The following is a 21528-nucleotide window of genomic DNA, read 5'->3' as shown; positions in this document are numbered from 1 at the left end:
TGACTCCATCGCCCGGTCGTCCCGGGCTCGATACAGGTGAAACAACATGACAGCACCCAGAAAAGCCATTGTCGCCGGCGCCGGGATCGGCGGGCTGACCGCCGCCATCGCGCTGCAACGAGCGGGCTGGCAGGTCAAGGTCTTCGAAGCGGCGCAAACGTTGCGCACAGGGGGCACCGGCTTGTCCGTCATGGCCAATGCCATGGCGGCGTTGCACTCGATTGACGCCCATGTCCCGGTGGAACAGGCCGGCCAGGTGATCCGCGACTTCTATTTCAAGAAGCACCAGGGCGATACCATCACCCGCATGCCGATCCACGAGATCGGCGAACAGTTGGGACATCCCAGCGTGAATATCCAGCGCCCGCTGTTGCTGCGTGCATTGGCGCAGCAGCTCGCGCCCGACACCTTGACGACCGGGTTGCGCTGCACCGGGTATGAGCCTCGCCCCGATGGCGTCACGGTGCGGTTCGAAGACGGCAGCCTTCAGGAAGCGGATCTGTTGATTGGCGCCGACGGCCTGAACTCGGTGATTCGCCAGCAGATGCTCGGCGAAACCCCAACCCGCCCATCGGGTTACGTCGCCTGGCTGGCGGTGGCGCCCTTCAGCCATCCGGTCATGACCGAGGGCTACGTGGCGCATTACTGGGGCCGCGGCAAGCGCTTCGGGCTCTGCGATGTCGGCAACGGCCAGGCGTATTGGTGGGGCACCTGCAATCACGAAAACGCGGCGGATGCGGCCCTGAACATCAGCAAGCAGGAAGTACTCGCGGCCTACGCCGGCTGGGCGCCGGAAGTCGTGGCCGCCATCGCGGCCACCCCTGAGAGCGCGCTATTGAAAATGCACGCCAGGGATCGCCATCCCGTCGAGCAATTCTGCGATGGCCATGTGGTGCTCTTGGGCGATGCGGCTCATCCCATGCTGCCCAGCCTGGGCCAAGGTGCCGCACAGGCGATCGAGGATGCCGTGGTACTGGCCGATCGACTGGCGCGAACGCCGGACCTGCGCACCGCACTGCTGCACTACCAGGCCCATCGGCACCCTCGGGCCAACGGAATCGTCAGTGCCGCGCGCTTCATGAGTGGTATCGAACAAGCCGAGTCGAGCCTCGCCTGCTGGCTTCGCGAATGGTATATGCGCCTAGCGCCACAGCGCAGCCTGCGTAAAAAGAACATCGACCTCCTCTCGTTCAAGCCCTGCGCATGACCTTGCACAACGGTCGCTGAGGAACCTGGGCGGGACATCATAAACCTCGCCCGGTTGCCGATGACGCTAAAGCGTCAATGACAGAAAGCGACTCCTACATAGACAAAAAACGACACGCTCCGGGATAAAAATCGATAAATGAGAAGTCTTCACCATACTGGAAAACCAGCATCTGGACGCTACTGTCAGATATATCCCACCCAGAGGAGCCTGAAAAAAACGGCCATCCAGGAACCGAGCCGCAATTACAACCCTTTCATTTAACTGTATTTTTTTCCTGACATCGTGCTGAAGGCTGCCCCGACGGCGATTGTCGCCAAGGAAAAAACCTTTGACCCAACGTGTCTTTTGCCCGGAGGTACCCAAGAACCGACACCCAGTGACTGACCCGGAATGTCCCTGTTTTCCCTTACAGACTTTTCCCACATGGAAACGCCTAATAGCCCTACCGGCTAAACCGTTTAAGTCAAAAGGTTCACAAGACCGAATTGACCCCAAGTATCAACTCCAGAAGAAGCTTCAGCATTTCCGAAGCGGTCGGATTTTTTCCGTCAACAATCAGCGATGCGGAGCTTTTTCGAGTAAGCAGGAAATAAGGATTATGAATCGACATGCGTATATCGAGGGTGCAGAAAAATCGCACCTCTACGTAGAGCTAGGAAAGCTGATTTCAAGTGTCGGACACGAGAGCTTCTTGACCAACATGCACCAGATGATCGAAACAACGGTGCCTGTCAGTCGGCTCGAATTGAGTGAATGGACAGCCGACGACACCCAGTCGAATGTCCTCGATGTACAACTGTTGGGGTATGCGGGTGCGGAAAAAAACCTGCACATGCAATCCCCCTGCCCCACCACGGCGATCCAGCGCAACGATCACCCCTTGGTGAAAAGGGTACTGGAGGTGGATGACGCCCTGCTGATCCATTTGAATGCTCGCATGAAGGACGAACGCGGCAACGACTGCCTCGGCACCTCCCACCAGTGCATTCTGATTTCACGCAAGGCCAACCGTCGCTGTGTGATCTCGTTGCAACGCCCTCAGGTACAGCGCGACTTTTCCCTCCAGGAACTGTCCTTTCTGAAGTACCTTTCCGAAACGCTGCTGCCGCTGGCCGAGCGTCATGCCCACCTCAATCGCCAATGCTTCAAGACCCCTGGCGGCGCCACGAGCCATCCGCTCGATAGCGCTGAACAGACCCAGCTGCAACGTGATTTCAATGATCGATTGAGTCCCTGCGACGTCACCCTTTCCGTGCGGGAAAAAGAGGTCTGCCTGGGCCTGCTGGCCGGAGGCACCGTACCGGAGATCGCCGAAAAGTTGCAGGTCAAGAACAGCTCCATCGAAACCTACCTCAAGCGTGCCGCCGCCAAGCTGGGCGTGAGTGGCCGGCATGGGCTGGCGAAATGGATGATCGGCTCATGACGGCTTGCCGCGCACGGCCCGCCAGAACCCGCCTGCCGGCGCCTGCGATGCCTGGCCAGGCACCACGATGAGATAACAGGTCGATGCATAAACTCTTGAGTCCACTGGCAGCCGCAGCATTCATGATGGGCGGTTGTTCGCTTATCCCGGACTACCAACGCCCCGACGCACCGGTCGCCGGGCTGTATCCACAGACCTCGGCCTACGCCCCGGCCTTGTCGGGGCCCCTGGCCGCCGAACAGGGTTGGCGCGACCTGTTCCAGGACCCGGTGCTGCAACAACTCATCGAAAGCGCGCTAGTCAACAACCGCGACTTGCGGGTCGCGGCGCTGAACGTCGAGGCGTATCAGGCGCAGTATCGGATCCAGCGGGCGGACCTCTTCCCGGCAGTCAGCGCCAACGGCACCGGTTCAAGCCAGCGCTTGCCGGCCAGCCTCACCGGAACCGGTGACGCCGCCATCAGTCGTTCCTATTCGGCGACACTGGGGATCAGCGCTTATGAGCTGGACCTGTTCGGGCGCATACGCAGCCTCAGTGACCAGGCATCGCTGATCTACCTGTCCAGTGAAGAAGCCCGGCGCAGCAGCCAATTGAGCCTGGTAGCCAGCGTCGCCAGCGCCTACCTGACCTGGCGTGCCGATCAGGAACTGCTGGCGTTGACCCAGGACACGCTGCAGTCCTACGAGCAAAGCCTGCGCCTGACCGAACGCAGTAACCAGGTCGGCACCGCCTCGGCCTTGAACCTGAGTCAATCGCGAACATCGGTGGAAAGCGCCAGGGCCAGCCTGGCCAAGTTCCAGCGCCAGGTCGCCCAGGACCTCAACAACCTCACGCTGCTGGTGGGCACTTCGGTCGCCGATGACCTGCCCGGCCGCCCACTGGCCTCGGACCTGCTCAGCGAAGTACCGGCGGGCCTGCCATCGGACTTGCTGCAACGCCGGCCGGACATCCTTGAGGCCGAGTACCTGCTGCAATCGGCCAATGCCAACATCGGCGCGGCCCGTGCCGCGTTCTTCCCGAGCATCAGCCTGACCGCCAACGCGGGCAGCTCCAGCAACGAACTGTCCGGGCTGTTCAAGGGTGGGTCGGGCAGTTGGACGTTTCAACCGCAGATCAACCTGCCGATTTTCAATGCCGGCAGCCTTCGGGCGAGCCTGAACTACGCGAAAATCCAGAAAGACATCCGCGTGGCGCAATACGAGAAAGCCATCCAGACCGCCTTCCAGGAAGTGTCCGACGGCCTGGCGGCACGCAAGACCTATAAAGACCAATTGATCGCCCAGCGCGACCTGGTGCAAGCCAACCAGGACTACTACCGCCTGGCGGAGCGGCGCTATCGCATCGGCGTGGATAGCAGCCTGACGTTCCTCGATGCCCAACGCTCGCTGTTCAGCGCCCAGCAAACCCTGATTGTCGACCGGCTGTCGCAGCTGCTCGCCGAAGTCAACCTGTACAAGGCCCTCGGCGGGGGTTGGGTAGAACGTACAAGCAACGTGACGATGAGGTGACTGCAGATGGGCACATTCGAACCTGGGACACTGGTGCGCTTACGCTCGGGCGGCAAGACAATGGTGGTCAAGCATTCGTCGTCCATTTTTCAGATGCCGGATACCTTGCTGCTCTTGTGTGAGTACCGGGCCAAGAATCGCCTGGTGCAGGGCTTCTACGCGACACGCGACCTGATCCCGGCGTCCAGCAATCCGGATACAGAGCGGTCGTAGGCCCGTAGCGAGGCTCCTTTTTGTGGCAAGGCTCCTTTTTGTGGCAAGGGAGCTTTGGTGGCGAGGGAGCTTGCTCCCGCTGGGCTGCGCAGCAGCCCCCAAAACAGCCATCGCGGTGTTTCAGGTTGATTGTGGCCAGCTTCCTTGGGGCTGCTGCGCAGCCCAGCGGGAGCAAGCTCCCTCGCCACAAAAGCCCTATCAGACCGTGCGCGAATACTGGACCGTCTGGTCCGCCCCCAGGTACGCGTCGAATGCCATGGCGACGTTGCGCATCATCAATTGGCCCTGGGGCAACAACACCAGATCGTCGTCACGGATGTCCAGCAACCCATCGCGCACCAGCTCCTGGAGCCGGTCCAGGGCATCGGCGAAGTATTCGTTGAATCGGATGCCGTGCTCGCTGTCGATCCGACCGAAGTCGATGCGCCCATGGCACATCAGTTCGCTGATGACCTCGCGCCGCAGTCGGTCATCGTCGCTCAGCCGATAGCCGCGCTGCACGGGCAGCAGGCCTTGATCCAACCGGGCGTAATACTGGGAAAGCTCCTTGACGTTCTGGTTGTAGCTGTCCCCCACCTTGCCGATCGACGACACCCCCAGGCCAATCAGGTCGCAATCGGCGTGGGTGGAATAGCCCTGGAAATTGCGTTGCAAGGTGCCCTGGGCGCGGGCGCGCACCAATTCGTCATCCGGCAAGGCGAAATGGTCCATGCCGATGTAGACGTAGCCGGCTTCGGTCAGGCGATTGATGGTCAGCTCCAGCAACTCCAGCTTACGCTCGGGCGGTGGCATGTCTTGCGGGCGGATCATCCGTTGCGCCCGCACCCGTTGCGGCAGGTGGGCGTAACTGTAGGCCGCAATCCGGTCAGGACGCAGGGCAATGATCTTGCTCAAGGTGACGTCAAAACTGGCGATGGTCTGCAACGGCAGGCCATAGATCAGATCGACGCTGACGGACTTGAAGCACGCCCGGCGCGCGGCCTCCACCAGCTCGACGACCTGGGCTTCGCTTTGCACCCGATTGACGGCGATCTGCACCTGGGCGTCGAAGTCCTGGACGCCGAAGCTCAAGCGATTGAAGCCCAACTGGCGCAGGCCTTGGATCTGCTCTGCATCGATGGTCCGTGGGTCGACCTCGATGGAAAACTCGTGGGCGTCGCTGTCGTCCATGTCGAACGACTGGTGCAGGCAGTCCATCAGGTCAGCCAGTTGTTCATGGGTCAAGTACGTTGGCGTGCCGCCCCCTAAATGCAGTTGGGTCAGTTTGCGCGAGCGGTCGAACAACGCCGCTTGCAGGGCTATTTCACGCTTGAGGTACGTCAGGTATTCGGCGGCGCGATGGGTCTTGCGGGTGATGATTTTGTTGCATGCACAGTAATAACAAAGGCTCTGGCAGAACGGGATGTGGATATACACCGACAACGGCTTTGGCTGCGGCGCCTGGTGGCTGCGCTGCGCGGCCTGGCGGTATTCGTCCATGGCAAAAGCCTGGTGGAACTGCGGGGCGGTCGGATAAGAGGTGTAGCGCGGTCCCGGGCGGTCGTATTTCTCCACCAGGGCACGATTGAAACCGGAGGCAGTTTTCATGAGGGGGTCAACTTTTCAAAAGCGTGTGGGCTTGCGTCATCCGGTGCCGGGTCGAACAGGTTGCAGATCGCGTCCACATTCAATCGCCCGGCGGGCAGGATGCCGATGAATCGGCTCGACAGTTCGATCAATCCCTGGTCATGCAACGCTTCCAGCAACGGCCAGGCGGACGCGAAGTGCTCGCGAAACACCAGGCCGAAGCGCGCCTCGATGGCTTGTATATCCAACTCCAGGTCACAGGACAGCTGTTCGGTCACGCTTGCCCTGACCTGGTCCTGCGCCTCACAACGCCAGCCACGACACACCGGCAATTGCCCGGCGTCCAGCTGCTGGCAATAGAGAAGCAGGTCGTCGGTGTTCTGTACGTACAGGTGCTCGATCTGAGTGATGGCCGACAAACCGAAGCCCACGTGATCACAGCAACCGTGACGGGTAAAACCCTGGCAATTGCGATGCAGGCGTCCATGTTCCTGAGCCACCGCCAGGTCATCGTCGGCCCTGACGAAATGGCCCAGGCCGATGTAGTGATAACCGGCACCGCTCAACTGCTCGCAACAGATGCGCCGCATGGCGTCCTTGTCAGCGGGGCTGCAAAAGGTTCCAGCCAACCCGGCGTTCTTCGAGCGATAACGATAAGGCGCGCGGGCATAGTCGAAAACATGCAACCGGTCCGGCTCCAGTTCGATCAACGTCGCCAGTTTCAGGGCGAAACTGGTCGGGGTCTGCCAGGCGTGGCCGTAGCCCAAGTCGATATTGATGGAGCGAAAACCGAACGTGCGTGCCGCATCGATCAATGAATGGATCGGTGCCGGGTTCTGGTAGCAATCGACCGATAGATCGCTGTCAACGCCGATGTCGGGCACACCGATACTGACATGGGTGAAACCCTGGTCACGGATCAGGCCCATGGTCGACCAGTCGGTGTGATGCAGGTCCACCTCGATACTGTGGTCAGCACCGTCGTACTCGCAGAAGTCGAAGCGCTTGCGCAGGTCGCTCATCAGCTTCTGCAGATGCGCGATCACCGGTGTGCCGCCCGTCAGGCAAAACTGCTCGACGCGCCGCCCGGTCCCCAGGTGGCAACCGACCAAGCCCATTTCATAGGCCAGGCGTTGCAGATAGCCCTCGATCTCGCCGCATCGGCAGTCGCTGGCGAGGGGCGAACACGACGCCAGCCGCAAGCGCGAAGGCAGGTGCACCGCCAAGGATAGGGGCCGGCGTTTCTGACGGCTGGTGCGTAAGCCTCGAAGCAGGTCGAGGGAGCCGATACCGGCATGGAACCTGCGCGTGCCGACCGGACAATCGAAATCAGCCACCACAGGGGCACGACCCGAGGGTCGCTCACCGAGGGTATGGAACGGGTCGAACATGACTATCTCCGAGTGGCGGTGCGGGGCCAGTTTGCCCGCCTGGCCGCCGGGCCACCTTGACCTGTATCAAGCGCCCTGGCAGCCCGCCGCCCACGCTTACCAGGTGACGTAGAACATGGCCTTGGCCAGCAGCACGATCGCGATCATGTGCAGGAACACGCTGACATGGATGATGTGCACGTAGCGGGCCTTCATGCGCCCGCTCCGGAACAGCCACATCGCCCAGAGGAAATGCCCCAGCACGCTGCCCGCCAACAGGATCTTCAGGCCCAGCAGCACACCGAAGGACGATTGCAACGGCGACGACAACGCGGGCCAGTATCGCAACCAGACCATGCCGCCGCCCGCGCCGAACAACACCAGCAGTACCCACGGCATCAACTGCCGGGCGCGGCGGCTGATGCCTTGCTCCAGCAGCACCATGACCTTGGCGGGCAGTTGCTTGCGCAGGCTTTCCAGGAACAGGACTTCGAAGAACACCGTGCCGATGAACACCAGCGCGGCAAACAGATGCAAGGTCAGGAACAGCGGATAACTCATGGACATCCTCGGCCGCCCTCTTCAGCGGGGCGATGGTTTATTCGAGGTTATCCCGTGGTCCCGGCGGTGGGGTTGATGCTAATCAAGAAAACCGCACTGCCTACCCCCTGTGGGAGCGAGCCTGCTCGCGATAGCGGTGTGTCAGTCAACATCAAAGCAACTGATCTGACGCTATCGCGAGCAGGCTCGCTCCCACAGGGATCACCACTAGGCGTAAAAAGCGTCAACGGAACGTTGTTTTTGCTCATCCTGGCAATACCGCTGATCAGTTACTCCAGCTTTTTGACACTTTCCCCGATATGCGGTCACAACTTTTGCGTTCCGTTGGGTCATAACACCGAGGTCGTCGATGGAATGTTGGCGTCTACCGAGGTTTAAGCCTGATACGGAGATAAGCTCATGATTTTCAACGTACAAAATTTTGGCGCCAAAGGAGATGGCATCACCGACGACACGGCAGCCATCCAAAGTGCGATTGATGCGGCGGCCGCGGCCGGCGGAGGCCAGGTGTACATGCCGACCGGCACCTACATCGTTTCGGGGGGCGAGGAACCTTCCGATGGCTGCCTGATGCTCAAGAGCAACGTCTACCTGTACGGCGACGGCATGGGCGACACCACGGTCAAGCTGGCCGACGGCTCCGACACCAAGATCACCGGCATCATCCGCTCGGCCTATGGCGAGGAAACCCACGATTTCGGTGTCAGCAACCTCACCATCGACGGCAACCGCGACAGCACCACCGGCAAGGTCGACGGCTGGTTCAACGGCTATATTCCCGGCGAAGAAGGCTACGATTCCAACGTCACCCTCGACAGCGTCGAGATCAAGGATTGCTCCGGGTATGGTTTCGACCCCCACGAGCAAACCGTCAACATGGTCATCAAGAACAGCGTGTCCCACGGCAACGGCCTGGACGGCTTCGTCGCCGACTTCCTCAGCGACAGCACCTTCGAAAACAACATCGCCTACAACAACGACCGCCACGGGTTCAATGTCGTCACGAGCACCCACGATTTCACCATGACCAACAACGTCGCCTACGACAACGGCGGCAATGGCATCGTGGTCCAGCGCGGCAGCGAGGACATCCCCTCGCCCAGCAACATCACCATCACCGGCGGCGAGGTGTATGGCAACGGCGCCGAGGGCGTGCTGGTCAAGCTCTCCAGCGAGGTCACCGTCACCGGTGTCGACATCCATGACAACACTGGCGCAGGGGTCCGCATCTACGGCAGCAACCACGTCGAGATCATCGACAACACCCTCAACAACAATGCCCTGGGCGCCGCCGTACCGGAAATCATCATCCAGTCCTACGACGACACCCTGGGCGTGTCCGGCAAGTACTTCAACGGCAGCGACAACCTCATCCAGGGCAACATCATCAGCGGCAGCGACCTGTCGACCTACGGTGTTGCCGAGCGCAATGAAGACGGCACCGACCGCAACGCCATCATCGCCAACACCATCAGCCACACGAGCAAGGGTGCCACGCTGGTCTACGGCGACGGCAGCTACGTCAGCGCCACGGTACCCATGACCACCGTGCAAGGCACGGCGGGCAACGACGTCCTGACGGGCACCAGCGCCAGCGAGATTTTCTATGGTGCGGCGGGCAACGACACCCTCAACGCCGGGGCCGGAAGCGACATCCTGGTAGGCGGCGCGGGCATCGACAAACTCACCGGCGGCACCGGCGCCGATACGTTCCGGTTCGTCGCGCAGTCGGACAGTTACCGCAACGCGACCACCAGCTTCGATGACACCATCACCGACTTCGACGTCACCCAAGATAAGATTGACCTCGCCGGTCTCGGTTTCACCGGCCTGGGCAACGGTCGCGGCGGCACCCTGCAAGTCAGCTACAACGCCACTAGCAACCGCACCTACATCAAGGATTTCGACGCCGACGCCAACGGCAACCGTTTCGAGCTGATCCTCTCGGGCAACCTCGCCAGTACGCTGACTGCCAGCAACTTCATCTTCAATCGCGTGATCACCGGCACCAGCGGCAGCGACTCGCTGCTGGGCAGCGATGCGGCCGACACCCTGCTCGGCCTCGCGGGCAACGACAGCCTCAGTGGCGGCGCCGGCGACGACAAGCTCGACGGTGGTGCCGGCATGGACACGCTCACCGGCGGCACGGGCGCGGACACGTTTGTCTTCGCCAATCGCCTGGACAGCTACCGCAACTACAACACCGGCGGCGCCAACCTCGGCGACCTGATCACCGACTTCAACATCAGTGCCGACAAGATCGACCTCTCGGCCATGGGCTTCACCGGCCTGGGGGATGGCAGGAACAACACGGTGTACCTGGTGCTCAACAGTGCCGGCACCAAGACCTACATCAAATCGCTGGAGGCCGACGCCAATGGCAACCGCTTCGAAGTGGCCCTGGACGGCAATTACCTCAATACACTGACCAGCGCCAACTTCGTCTTCGCCACGTCCTCGCCAACCAACCAGGCGCCGGTGCTGGCTACGCCGTTGCTGGACCAGAACGCCACCGAAAACACCCCGTTCAACTACGTGGTGCCGGCGACCAGTTTCACCGATCCGGATAACGACAGCCTCAGCTACACCGCCAGGCTCGCCGATGGCAGCGCCCTGCCCAGTTGGCTGACCTTCGATGCCGCCACCCGTACCTTCAACGGCACGCCACCCGATACCGCATCGGGCACCTACTCGATCCAGGTCACGGCGACCGACGGCAGCAACGCCACCGTCAGCGACAGCTTCACCCTTGCCGTGCAGGACGTCCCCGCCGCCATTGTGATCAATGGAACACCGAACAACGACACGCTGACCGGCACCGCTGCCAATGAGCAACTGTTCGGTGGCGCGGGCAACGACACCCTCAATGGCGGCGCCGGCAACGACATCCTGGTCGGCGGCACCGGGGTCGACAAGCTCACCGGTGGCACGGGCGCCGATGTGTTCCGCTACACCTCCAAGCTCGACAGCTATCGCACCAGTTCCACCAGCGCCAGCGACCAGATCCTTGACTTCGACGTGGCCGCCGACAAGATCGACGTTTCCGCGCTCGGCTATACGGGCCTGGGCAACGGGCTCAACGGTACCCTGCAGGTCACCTACAGTTCGTCGACCAACCGCACTTACCTCAAGGACCTGACGGTGGATGCCAACGGCAACCGGTTCGAGGTGTCGCTGGCAGGCAACCTGGTCAGCAGCCTGACGGCCAGTCACTTCGTCTTCGCCGACCAAGGCACCCCCACCAATGTGGCGCCCGTGGTGGTCACCCCATTGCTGGACCAGAACGCCAGTGAGAGCACGCCGTTCAAATACACCGTGGCCAGCAACAGCTTCAGCGACGCCAACCAGGATGTGCTGACCTACACCGCAACCCTCGCCAACGGCAACGCCCTGCCCGCCTGGCTGAGTTTCAATGCCACCAACCTGACCTTCAGCGGCACGCCCACCAGCACCGCGGCGGGCAACTACGACGTCTTGGTCAAGGCCACCGATCCGTCAGGCGCCTCGGTCAGCGACAACTTCACCCTGGTGGTCGCCGATGCGCCCGCCAACACCATCACCGGCACCGCCAATGCCGAGACACTCAATGGCACGACGGGCGCCGACCTGATCCTCGGCCTCGGCGGCAACGACACGATCAAGGCCGGCACCGGTGCGGACATCGTCGATGGCGGCGCCGGACGCGACGCGTTGTACGGCGGCGACGGCGCCGACACGTTCCGCTACAACAACCTGTCCGACAGTTACCGCGACTACGATACGGGGGGCGTCACCGCCACCGACACGATTTACGACTTCACAGCCGGCGTCGACAAAATCGACGTCTCCGGGTTGGGTTTTCTCGGCCTCGGCGATGGCAGCAACAACACCCTGTACATGACCCTCAACGCGGCCGGCGACAAGACCTACGTCAAGTCCGCCGAAGCCGACGCCGATGGCAATCGCTTCGAGATCGCCCTCAACGGCAACTACCTCAACACCCTCACCGCCAACGACTTCGTCTTCGCCGAACGGGCCCAGCAGGACATCCTGTATCTGCCGACCCTCGGCCAATCCAATGCGCGCCTGCTGCGCATGAGCGAGGACGACGATCAATCCGGCACTTCGATGCTGGTCAATGACCTCAACCGTTACACCACTTACGACGTGCGCAGCCAGTTCAACGATGCCGATGGCAACGGCATCGACATTGCGGTGGGCGGTAGCACGGTCAACGGCCTGTCCACGCTCGGCGCCGAGGAGCTCAAGCTGTGCTGGTGGCTGACCGACACCAACCAACCCGGGCCGGCGTTGTTGCGAGCGGTGACATTGCTGCGCGACCAGCGCACCGAACTGCAGTCGATCGATAACGTCACCATGGGCATCATCTGGGGTCAAGGCGAGGAAGCCGCCCAGGAAATCGCCCGCTCCACGGACAAGGCCGCGGCTGCGGCGGCGTACAAGGCCGCGACCTTGAAGGTATTCGACTACCTGCATGCCCAGTTCGGCAATTTCAGCGTGTACCTGATGGAAACCGGTCATTACTCAGAGGACGCGGCCCGGGCCCGGGGTTATTCGGAAGAGAAGATCGCCGCCATCGTCGAGGGCGTCGGTTATGTCCGCGCCGCCCAGGAAGCCATGGCCGCCGAACGCGCCGACGTCAAGCTGGCGGTGGACTACACCGACCTGCCGTTGCGCTACGAAGTCGATCCATTGGTGTATCCCGATGACGTCTGGCACCTGCACGAGGAGTCGGCGGAAATCGTCGGCCAACGCCTGGCGGACTACATAGCCAATGACCTGGGCTTCCAGGGCAATCCCGACGACAACAACAGCGTGCAGGACGTCTTCAACAAAGGCCAGAACCAGGGCGGGATGATCGCCGGCACCGACCAGGACGATACCCTTGTGGGCAGCGCGGGCAACGACACCCTGGATGGCGACTTGGGCGCGGACACCTTGACCGGGGGCGATGGCAACGACATCTACGTGGTCGACAATGCCTTCGACAGCGTGGTGGAAACCAACACCTCCACCGCGCAGATCGACACCGTGCAAGCCTCGGTCAGTTGGACGCTGGGGGCTAATCTGGAAAACCTGGTGCTCACTGGCGTGTCGGACATCGATGGCACCGGTAATGAGCGGCGCAACTTCATGACCGGCAATACCGCCAACAACGTACTCAACGGTGCCGCCGGGGCCGACAGCATGAGCGGTGCCGACGGGGACGACACTTATTTTGTCGACAATGCCGACGACAGCGTGATCGAGACCAGCACCAACGCGATGACCGGCGGAATCGACAGCGTGCACAGCAGCCTGGCGGCCTACACCTTGGGCAATAACGTCGAGAACCTGTATGTCGATAGCACCGAAGCCGCCAATGGCACCGGCAACGCCCTGGACAATACGCTGTTCGCCGGTGCCGGTAACAATGTCTTGGATGGACGCGATGGCATGGATACGGCGAGCTATGAACGGGCACTGTCCGGCGTGACCGTCAACCTCTCGACGTCGGCGCAGCAGAACACCGTGGGTTCCGGGCTCGACACCTTGAAATTCATCGAGAACCTGAAAGGAAGCGCCTCCGCCGATACGCTGTCGGGGAACAGTGCGACAAACGTCCTCGACGGTGGGGCCGGCAACGATACGTTGGTGGGTGGTTCGGGCGATGACCGCTTGATCGGCGGCGCAGGCACCGACAACCTCAACGGCGGCACCGGCGCGGACACCTACGCGTTTGCTGCGTTGTCGGACATGGGCGTCGGGGCTTTGCGCGATGTGATCAGTGGCTTCAAGAGTGCGGAGTTCGACAAGTTGGACCTCACCGGCCTGGACGCCAACCCACTGACCGCCACGGTCGATGCCTTCACGTTCATCGGCAGTAACGCCTTCGACGCCAGCAACGCCACCGGCCAGTTGCGCTTCGTCGATGGCATCCTCTCCGGCAGTACCAACGCCGACGCCACCCCCGAGTTCGAATTCGAACTGGTCGGCGTCAAGGAACTGCACGCCAGCGACTTCACCGCCTGACCCAGGCCCCCTCCGGGGGGCTTGAGCTGAAAAACCCAAGACAACCGCAGATCAAAACTGTGGGAGCGAGCTTGCTCGCGAAGGCGCCGGCACATCCAACAGGGGTGTTGACTGACACACCGCTTTCGCGAGCAGGCTCGCTCCCACAGGGGGCCTGCTGCGCCAGGAAAACTCAGGTCAACCGCAGCTCCCACAGGGGTCCTGCTGTGCCAGAAAAATCCAGGTCAATCACAGATCAAAACTGTGGGAGCCCTGCTGTGCCAGAAAAACCCAGGGCAACCGCAGATCAAAACTGTGGGAGCGAGCCTGCTCGCGAAGGCGCCGGCACATCCAACAGGGATGTTGACTGACACACCGCTTTCGCGAGCAAGCCCGCTCCCACAGAAGTCGTGTTGTGTCAGAAAACCCAGGTCAACCACAGGGGCCCTGCTGTGCCAGGAAAACTCAGGTCAACCGCAGATCAAAACTGTGGGAGCGGGCTTGCTCGCGAAGGCGCCGGCACATCCAACAGGGATGTTGACTGACACACCGCTTTCGCGAGCAGGCTCGCTCCCACAGGGGGCCTGCTGTGCCAGGAAAATCCAGGTCAACCGTAGATCAAAACTGTGGGAGCGGGCTTGCTCGCGAAGGCGCCGGCACATCCAACAGGGATGTTGACTGACACACCGCTTTCGCGAGCAAGCCCGCTCCCACAGGGGCCCTGCTGTGCCAGAAAAATCCAGGTCAATCACAGATCAAAACTGTGGGAGCCCTGCTGTGCCAGGAAAACTCAGGTCAACCGCAGATCAAAACTGTGGGGGCGGGCTTGCTCGCGAAGGCGGCAGTACATCCAACAGCGATGCTGACTGACACACCGCTTTCGCGAGCAAGCCCGCTCCCACAGAAGTCGTGTTGTGCCAGAAAACCCAGGTCAACCACAGGGGCCCTGCTGTGCCAGGAAAATCCAGGCAACCACAGGGATGCGCAAACTTGAACCCAGGCTTGTCTAGAACAAGCTTTGCACCTGCTCCAGCACCGCGCGGTTCATCTGGCCGGTGTGGGTGTGCAGGCTCACATAGCTTTGCAGCATGTCGAGCTTGGTGTTGAGCAGGTCACGACGGGCCTGGAACAGTCGCTGCTGAGCGTCAAGGATATCCACCGTGGAACGCACACCGCCCTGGAAGCCCTTTTCCGTCGAGGTCAATGCTCGCTGGTTCGACTCCACCGCCCGCTGCATCGCCTTGCTCTTGGTAAAACCGGCGACCACGCCCAGGTAATCGGCCTCGATGTCCTCGGCCAGTTGTTGACGCTGCACGTCGTAGTCGGACTGCGCGCCCGCCAGTTGCGCTTCGGCCTTGGCCACCGAGGCCCGTACCGCCCCGCCCCGATACAGCGGAATGTCCAACTGCACGCCCACATAATAGGTGTCCTGGCGTGGATCGAGTTCCTGGTATTGGCGGGTTTCCCGGCGGGTCAGCTGAGTGGTCAATGACAACGTCGGATAATGCCCGGCACGCTGGCTGTCGGCCTGGGCCTCGGCGACTTTCACCGCCGCCAGCCGGGCGGCCAGCTCGGGGCTGGCCTGGCGGGCAATCGCTGTCCAGTACGCCAGGTCTTGCTCCGGCGGGATCGGGCTACCGGCGGCCAGTTCCTCACGCATCGGCAAGATATCATCGATGGGGACACTGGCCCGCCCGGACAAGGCCCGCAATGCCGCCACGCGACGGGCCTGGGCTTCGGCTTCCTGGGCCTGCACCAGGTCGAGCCGCGCCTGGGCTTCGTCGATATCGGTGATCGCCCCCTGGCCGCCCTCATAAAGCTTTTTGCTCTGGATGACCAAGCCTTGGATCGCCGCCTTCTGCTGCTGGATCAGCTTGATCTCGTTCTCGGCCCGTGCGACCTCGAAATACCCCTTCGCCACTCGGTCATACAAGGTCTGGCCGGCCACGTCGAACACTTGGGTGCCCAGCTTCCCTCGCGCCTTGCCCTCTTGGTACGCCGCCCAGCGAGCCTTGTCGTAGAGCGGCTGTTGCGCCGCCAGGGTGACGTTGTTCGCCTGGTAATCATTGCTGTTGACGTAACTGCTGTCGTTGCCGCCGTCGGTCCGTCCACCGTAGCCATAACGCGAGGACAGCGACACTTGTGGATAGAGGCCGCCGCGACCGATGTCCTCCTCGTGCCGCGAGGCTTCAAAGGCGTGGGCCGCCGCTTGCACGGTCGGATCGTTGAGGCGCGAGGCATCGTAGGCGGCGGTCAGGCTCAAGCCACTCTCCGCGCCCCATACAGGATTGAGCATCACCCAACCGGTCCACAGGCTTAGCAGTACTCGCACGCGAGAGCGGCAACGGTCAACCATGCTCATTCCTCCTTGAAGGCTGCCAGCAAGCGTTCACGCAACGGTTTCATCAGGTAATTCATCAAGGTGCGTTCGCCCGTCACCACCGTGACATCGGCGAGCATGCCGGGGCGCACCAGCAGGCCGGCACTCTGCAACGCGGCCACGGTGTCGGCGGGAATCTCGACCTTGGCGGAGAAGTACGGTAGGTGCGTCTGCTCGTCGATCAATTGGTCGGCCGACACCGTCGTCACGGTGCCGGTGACCGTCGGCGTATCCACCCGTTGCAGCGCGGTGAAATGCACATGCACCGGCAGACCCGGGCGCAGTTTGTTGGCCATCAGCGGCTCGAAGCGAGCGGTGATCGCCATCGGCGCATCCAACGGCACCACTTGCATCAGGGTCTGGCCAGCCTGCGCCACGCCGCCGACCGTATGAATGCTCACGTCCATCACTTGCCCGGCCACCGGTGCGCGGATCGCACCGTTGTCGACTTCAAACTGCAAGGCCCGAATCTGATCGGCATAACCGGCCGCCTCGGCCGAGACCTCGCTGAGCTGCGTCTCGGCATCGCGGCGAAATTCCTGCTGCACCTGCAAGGCCTTGAGCCGACTTTCGTTGATCGCCTGGCGGGTCCTGCCGACATCCCCCACGCCGGAGGCGATCTGCCCCGCCAACTGGGCCGCGTTGCGCTCGGCCTCGAACAGTTTGTTGCGCGGAACGTAGCCTTCCCGGGCCAGCTCACGCAGGCCTTCAAGCTCCTGCTGCTGAAAGCGCATCTGCGCGTCGTAGTTGCGCTTGACGCCTTCGTAGCCCAGCAACTGTTGCTGCAACGCCGCAACTTCGTGCTCAATGATCTGCAAGCGGCTGCCCAGCTCCGCGCGACGGGTGATGAACAACTGACTCTGCAAGGCCATGGCCGCCTTCACGCGCGGCTCGTCGGCGCGCGCCAACAGCTCGGCAGGCCATTGGATCTCGGCGCTGCCCAGGCGCTCGGCAATCAGGCGCGCCTCAATGCTGCGATCGTTGAGCAGCTTGCCCAGCGTCACGTCCAGTTGCGACTGCGCTTGCACCGTGTTCAGTTGCACGAGCAATTGCCCCTGGGTAACCCGGTCGCCATCGCTCACCAGCAGCTTTTCCACCACTCCGCCGACCAACGACTGCACCGCCTTGCGCTCCCCCGCCACCACCACGGTGCCGCTGCCCACCACTCCCTGGTCGAGTGGCGCCAGGCAGGCCCAGAGCAGGAAACCGCCCAGCGTCAAAATCAGGAATCCCATGCCATAACGGGCCGCGCTCCCGGCGTCGGTTCGAGCAGTGGGTAGTGTCGTGGTGCCGCGCACGCTCAGCCCCTGCTCGCTGTAGGTCTGTGCCTCAGGGATCAGATCACGCATCGCCGCCCGCCTCCCGGACCGCGGCCGGTCGCGGCCCCGGCATCAATGCCTTGAGCACCCGGTCCCGAGGGCCGAACGCTTGTTGAGTCCCGTCCTTCAACACGAGGATGTGATCGACCACCGCCAGCACACTGGGCCGGTGAGTGATCAACACCACGGTGCTGCCGGCCGCCTTGAGCACATTGATGGCCTGGACCAGCGCCAGCTCACCGGCGTCATCGAGATTGGAGTTGGGTTCATCGAGCACGATCAGCGACGGCCGCCCATAGAGCGCGCGAGCCAGGCCCAAGCGTTGTTTCTGCCCACCGGACAAGCCAAGCCCGCCAGCGCCCAGCGGCGTGTCGTAGCCCTTGGGAAACCGCAGGATCATTTCGTGGATACCGGCATGCCGTCCGGCAGCGATGATCTGGTCGGCGTCCTGTTCACCGAAACGGGCGATGTTGTCGGCGACCGTGCCGTCGAACAACTCGATGTCCTGGGGCAGGTAGCCGAGGTGCGGGCCCAGGGCGTCGTGGGACCACTGGCTGATCTCGGCATCGTCCAGGCGCACCGATCCGCCCATGGCCGGCCAGACCCCGACCAGGGCGCGGGCCAGGGTCGATTTGCCACTGGCACTGGGCCCGACCACGGCCAGCACGTCGCCCTTGGCGAGGCTGAAATTGATCCCGCGCAGGATCGGTTGCGAAGCCCCCGGCGGGCCGACATACAACTGCTCCAGGCGCACCGCCCCGGTGGGCGGCGGCAATGGCATGCGCAAGCGATCACGAGGGTGCTGCGCCAACAGTTGGTTCAGGCGCTGGTAGCTCTGGCGCCCGGCATTGAATTGCTTCCAGGAGCCAATGGCGATTTCCACTGGCGCCAGCGCTCTTCCCAGCAACAGCGACATCGCAATCATCATGCCGGCCGACAGTTGGCCTTCCAGCACCAGCAACGCCCCCAACCCCAGGGACAGGGATTGCCCGGAGATGCGCACGAACCGCGTCGCCGAAGTAATGCGCGCGCCGCGGTCGCTGGCATGGGCCTGGGCGGCAATGATGCGCTGCTGCAACAAGCTCCAGCGCTGGCGCAACGGCCCAAGCATGCCCAGGGCCTGGATGACTTCGGCATTCTGCAGCGTGCTGTTGACATAGATCGACGACTGCACCCCCAGGCGATTGGCTTCGCCCAGGCGCGTGCGCGTCGCCAATTCACCCCACAGCGCCAGCCCCACCAGCACCAGAGCGAGCACCAGCGTGAGCACGCCAAACCAGGGATGAAAGATGAATGCCACCAGCAGGAAAATCGGCAGCCAGGGCGCATCGAGCAACGCGATCAGGCCTTGCCCGGTGATCAACTGCCGCAACGTCGCCAGATCGGTGAGCACCTGCGCCGGGTTGGCGTTGTGCTCGCGCAGGCTGCGGGCGAAGGCGGCGTCGAAAACCCGCTCGCCCAAGGCATCGTCCAGCCCCGCGCTCATCCGAATCATCACCTCGCCGCGCACCCACTCGATCAAGGCACTGAACATGAACAGTCCCAGGGCCATCAAGGTGAGCATGAACAAGGTGGTTTCGTTACGGCTGGTGAGGACCCGGTCGTAGACTTGCATCATGTACAGCGACGGCACCAGCACCAGCAGATTGATCACCCCACTGAACAGCGCCAGGGCCCAGAACACCCGGCGGTAGCTCAGCAAGGCAGCATCGATGTCATGACGCGGATCGAGTAGAAACCCCATGGGAAATCGCCTGCGAGAGAAATGGTCGGTCCAGGACGCAATCCTTCGCGAGGCTCTTTTTCCCCGAGCATGCTCAAAGAAAAAACTATCTAGCTGATGTGCTGACAACAGGGACGATCCTCATCCCTACAGATGCCAATTACTGACAACGCGACCGCGGGTTAGTGCCGGTTCGCAAGGCTGGGTTTGCAAGTGGGTGACAGGCGGAAGGGCCGCGCTTCAAGACTGAGGTTTTTGCGTCTTGAATGGGCTGAAAAGAGGGTTTGTTGACGCCAGTAACGTGGCGTCAACAGGGTAAAAAAATCAGGGATTAGCCGAGGGAAGCGACACTCTCCGGCTGGGGTGGATGCCGCGACGTCGCCAGGCCGATAAAGGAAATGATCAGCGCCAGGCCCAGGGTCGTGCTCACCTCGCTGCGGTGCTCGGGCGAGATCATCATGACCGCCAGCGCCGCCGAGATGAACACGATGACCAACCAGGTCAACCAGGGAAACAACCACATGCGAAAAGGCAGCTCGATGTTCTGTCGTTGCAGCATCCGGCGCATGCGCAGTTGCGAGATGGCGATCACCAGGTACACCAGCAAGGCGATGGCGCCGGAGCTGGCGAGCAGGAACTGGAACAGGCCGGCAGGCATGAAGTAGCTGAACAAGGTGACGCCCGCGCCCAGCACGGTACTGGCAATCACCGCGGACCGTGGCACACCGGCCGAGGACGTCACCTTCACGGCCTTTGGCGCATCGCCGCGACGGCCCAGGGAGTACAGCATCCGCGAGGCGATGTAGATCGAGGAATTCATGCAACTGGCCACGGCAATCAGCACCACCACATCCACCAGGAATTTGGCGTGGGGAATGTTCATCAGTTCCAGCGCCCGCTGGTAGGAACCCACTGAAGCCAGGAGCGGATCGTTCCACGGCACCACGGAAATGACCACGAAGATCGACAGCAGGTAGAACACACCGATACGCCAGATCACCGAACGGGTGGCCTTGGCAATGTTCTGCGCGGGGTTATCGGATTCAGCCGCCGCGATGGTCACCGCCTCCGTACCGATGAAGCTGAACATGATGGTGATGAACGCGCCCACCACCGCCGACAGGCCATTGGGGGCGAACCCGCCATGCTCCTCCATCAACCGGCCCAGGCCGCTGGCTTCGCGCTCGGGAATCCAGCCCATCAGCACCGCGAAGCCCAGGGAGATAAAGCCAATGATCGCCACGACCTTGGCCATGGCGAACCAGAATTCGAATTCGCCGTACTTCGACACGCTGAACAGGTTCGTCACGGCCAGCAAAACGATCGACACCGAGGCGAACAGCCAGGCATCGACGGCGGGAAACCATTGGTTGAGCACATGACCGGCGGCCAAGGCTTCGATGGGAATCACCAGCACCCAGAACCACCAGTAGAGCCACCCGATGGTGAAGCCGGCCCAGCGTCCGATGGCTTGGTCGGCATAGGTCGAGAAGGAGCCGGTGTCCGGATTGGCGACCGCCATCTCACCCAGCATGCGCATGACCAGGACCACCAACGTCCCGGAAAACAGATAGGCCAGCATGACAGCCGGGCCGGCGGCGGCAATGGCATGACCCGATCCCACGAACAGACCCGCACCGATGATTCCGGCAATGGACAACATGGTGACGTGACGAGGCTTGAAGCCCTGTGCCAGATGGCCGTTCGAATCCTTGAAGCTGGGGCTGGTCATTTTCTTATTCTCTTGTGATCGAACATTGAGACGCGCGCAGGGACAGTTGGTGTTTCGGTTTTTCCGCCCCTCCTGGAAGCGGCACCATCAAGTTTGTATTGATCCACCCTGGGCGAACGTGCGCACTTGCGGTGAAAAGTCGCGCCACGTTACCTGCCTTCCCTCCCGAGTTAGTTACCCGAACGCGCCACTTATCTGCCTGATTTCGCCAAGTGAGGCATGGCGCTTTGCCCTTGTGGCGAGGGGATTTATCCCCGCTGGGCTGCGCAGCAGCCCTAAACAACTATCGGCTCGGTGTATCAGGTCAACGGCATTTTGGGGCTGCTACGCAGCCCAGCGGGGATAAATCCCCTCGCCACAAAAGCTCCCAATCAGATCCCCGAAATAAACCCTTTAAAAACTTTACTGGGTTAAGTATTTTGCATGGAGCATCAGGCGCTATCGCCATGCCTGTCAGTTTTGTGGGAGTGAGCCTGCTCGCGATTGCGAAGTGTCAGTCAGATCTATGTTGGCTGAGTCATCGCAATCGCGA

The 21528-nt window shown here is 62.0% G+C and carries 12 protein-coding genes; 5 read left to right on the top strand and 7 right to left on the bottom strand.

Features of this window, described 5'->3' with window-relative positions:
• The first annotated feature begins 46 nt into the window (after positions 1–46).
• The 4 genes from J3361_RS02930 (at position 47) to J3361_RS02915 (ending at position 4354) form a co-directional block, all read left to right on the top strand.
• Positions 47–1207 carry an FAD-dependent monooxygenase gene (locus tag J3361_RS02930; RefSeq protein WP_207962344.1) on the top strand — a complete coding sequence of 387 codons (1161 nt, stop codon included), beginning with the start codon at positions 47–49 and terminating at the stop codon, positions 1205–1207.
• A gap of 601 nt (positions 1208–1808) precedes the next feature.
• Positions 1809–2633: a helix-turn-helix transcriptional regulator gene (locus J3361_RS02925; RefSeq protein ID WP_207962339.1), complete on the top strand. Its 825-nt coding sequence runs from the start codon at positions 1809–1811 to the stop codon at positions 2631–2633.
• An 83-nt stretch (positions 2634–2716) separates the two neighbouring features.
• On the top strand, positions 2717–4141 hold the full coding sequence (adeC, locus tag J3361_RS02920) for an AdeC/AdeK/OprM family multidrug efflux complex outer membrane factor (protein ID WP_207962337.1): 1425 nt from the start codon (positions 2717–2719) through the stop codon (positions 4139–4141).
• 6 nt (positions 4142–4147) lie between these two features.
• Entirely contained in the window at positions 4148–4354 is a 207-nt protein-coding gene (locus tag J3361_RS02915) for a hypothetical protein (protein WP_207962328.1), read from the top strand.
• Between the two features lie 198 nt (positions 4355–4552).
• On the opposite strand, the gene hemN is transcribed toward J3361_RS02915, so the two are convergent.
• The 3 genes from hemN to J3361_RS02900 form a co-directional block, all read right to left on the bottom strand.
• The gene (gene hemN, locus J3361_RS02910; RefSeq protein WP_207962326.1) at positions 4553–5941 is read right to left on the bottom strand and encodes an oxygen-independent coproporphyrinogen III oxidase; all 1389 of its coding nucleotides are present in this window, start codon (positions 5939–5941) and stop codon (positions 4553–4555) included.
• A complete protein-coding gene (locus J3361_RS02905) occupies positions 5938–7311 on the bottom strand; it encodes a coproporphyrinogen III oxidase (protein WP_207962324.1) in 1374 nt (457 codons plus the stop codon). The genes hemN and J3361_RS02905 overlap by 4 nt, the downstream gene beginning before the upstream one ends.
• A gap of 96 nt (positions 7312–7407) precedes the next feature.
• Complete coding sequence (locus J3361_RS02900; protein ID WP_207962322.1) at positions 7408–7851, bottom strand: hypothetical protein; 444 nt, start codon at positions 7849–7851, stop codon at positions 7408–7410.
• 399 nt (positions 7852–8250) lie between these two features.
• On the opposite strand from J3361_RS02900, the gene J3361_RS02895 reads away from it, so the two are divergent.
• Positions 8251–13863 (top strand): putative Ig domain-containing protein, encoded by a 5613-nt coding sequence (locus J3361_RS02895; protein WP_207962320.1) that lies wholly within the window; start codon positions 8251–8253, stop codon positions 13861–13863.
• Positions 13864–14848: 985 nt separating this feature from the next.
• On the opposite strand, the gene J3361_RS02890 is transcribed toward J3361_RS02895, so the two are convergent.
• The 4 genes from J3361_RS02890 to J3361_RS02875 form a co-directional block, all read right to left on the bottom strand.
• Entirely contained in the window at positions 14849–16198 is a 1350-nt protein-coding gene (locus J3361_RS02890; RefSeq protein WP_207962315.1) for a TolC family outer membrane protein, read from the bottom strand.
• Positions 16199–16200: 2 nt separating this feature from the next.
• Positions 16201–17571: an HlyD family type I secretion periplasmic adaptor subunit gene (locus J3361_RS02885; RefSeq protein ID WP_207962313.1), complete on the bottom strand. Its 1371-nt coding sequence runs from the start codon at positions 17569–17571 to the stop codon at positions 16201–16203.
• On the bottom strand, positions 17564–19285 hold the full coding sequence (locus J3361_RS02880; protein ID WP_207962311.1) for a type I secretion system permease/ATPase: 1722 nt from the start codon (positions 19283–19285) through the stop codon (positions 17564–17566). Before J3361_RS02880 ends, J3361_RS02885 begins: the two co-directional genes overlap by 8 nt.
• A 310-nt stretch (positions 19286–19595) precedes the next feature.
• Positions 19596–20996, bottom strand: coding sequence for an amino acid permease (locus J3361_RS02875; RefSeq protein ID WP_186710285.1), 1401 nt, complete (start codon positions 20994–20996; stop codon positions 19596–19598).
• Positions 20997–21528: the final 532 nt, after the last annotated feature.

Source organism: Pseudomonas sp. OA65 (assembly GCF_017498305.1).
Taxonomy (GTDB): Bacteria; Pseudomonadota; Gammaproteobacteria; order Pseudomonadales; family Pseudomonadaceae; genus Aquipseudomonas; species Aquipseudomonas zanjanensis.
Note: the sequence above shows the minus strand (reverse complement) of the source record. Positions and strands in the feature narration are given on the sequence as shown.

Bases quoted from the DNA above. Each gene is read 5' to 3' on its own strand.
- J3361_RS02930 (WP_207962344.1), top strand. From the start codon at position 47: ATGACAGCACCCAGAAAAGCCATTGTCGCCGGCGCCGGGATCGGCGGG.
- J3361_RS02925 (WP_207962339.1), top strand. From the start codon at position 1,809: ATGAATCGACATGCGTATATCGAGGGTGCAGAAAAATCGCACCTCTAC.
- adeC (WP_207962337.1), top strand. From the start codon at position 2,717: ATGCATAAACTCTTGAGTCCACTGGCAGCCGCAGCATTCATGATGGGC.
- J3361_RS02915 (WP_207962328.1), top strand. From the start codon at position 4,148: ATGGGCACATTCGAACCTGGGACACTGGTGCGCTTACGCTCGGGCGGC.
- hemN (WP_207962326.1), bottom strand. From the start codon at position 5,941: ATGAAAACTGCCTCCGGTTTCAATCGTGCCCTGGTGGAGAAATACGAC.
- J3361_RS02905 (WP_207962324.1), bottom strand. From the start codon at position 7,311: ATGTTCGACCCGTTCCATACCCTCGGTGAGCGACCCTCGGGTCGTGCC.
- J3361_RS02900 (WP_207962322.1), bottom strand. From the start codon at position 7,851: ATGAGTTATCCGCTGTTCCTGACCTTGCATCTGTTTGCCGCGCTGGTG.
- J3361_RS02895 (WP_207962320.1), top strand. From the start codon at position 8,251: ATGATTTTCAACGTACAAAATTTTGGCGCCAAAGGAGATGGCATCACC.
- J3361_RS02890 (WP_207962315.1), bottom strand. From the start codon at position 16,198: ATGGTTGACCGTTGCCGCTCTCGCGTGCGAGTACTGCTAAGCCTGTGG.
- J3361_RS02885 (WP_207962313.1), bottom strand. From the start codon at position 17,571: ATGCGTGATCTGATCCCTGAGGCACAGACCTACAGCGAGCAGGGGCTG.
- J3361_RS02880 (WP_207962311.1), bottom strand. From the start codon at position 19,285: ATGGGGTTTCTACTCGATCCGCGTCATGACATCGATGCTGCCTTGCTG.
- J3361_RS02875 (WP_186710285.1), bottom strand. From the start codon at position 20,996: ATGACCAGCCCCAGCTTCAAGGATTCGAACGGCCATCTGGCACAGGGC.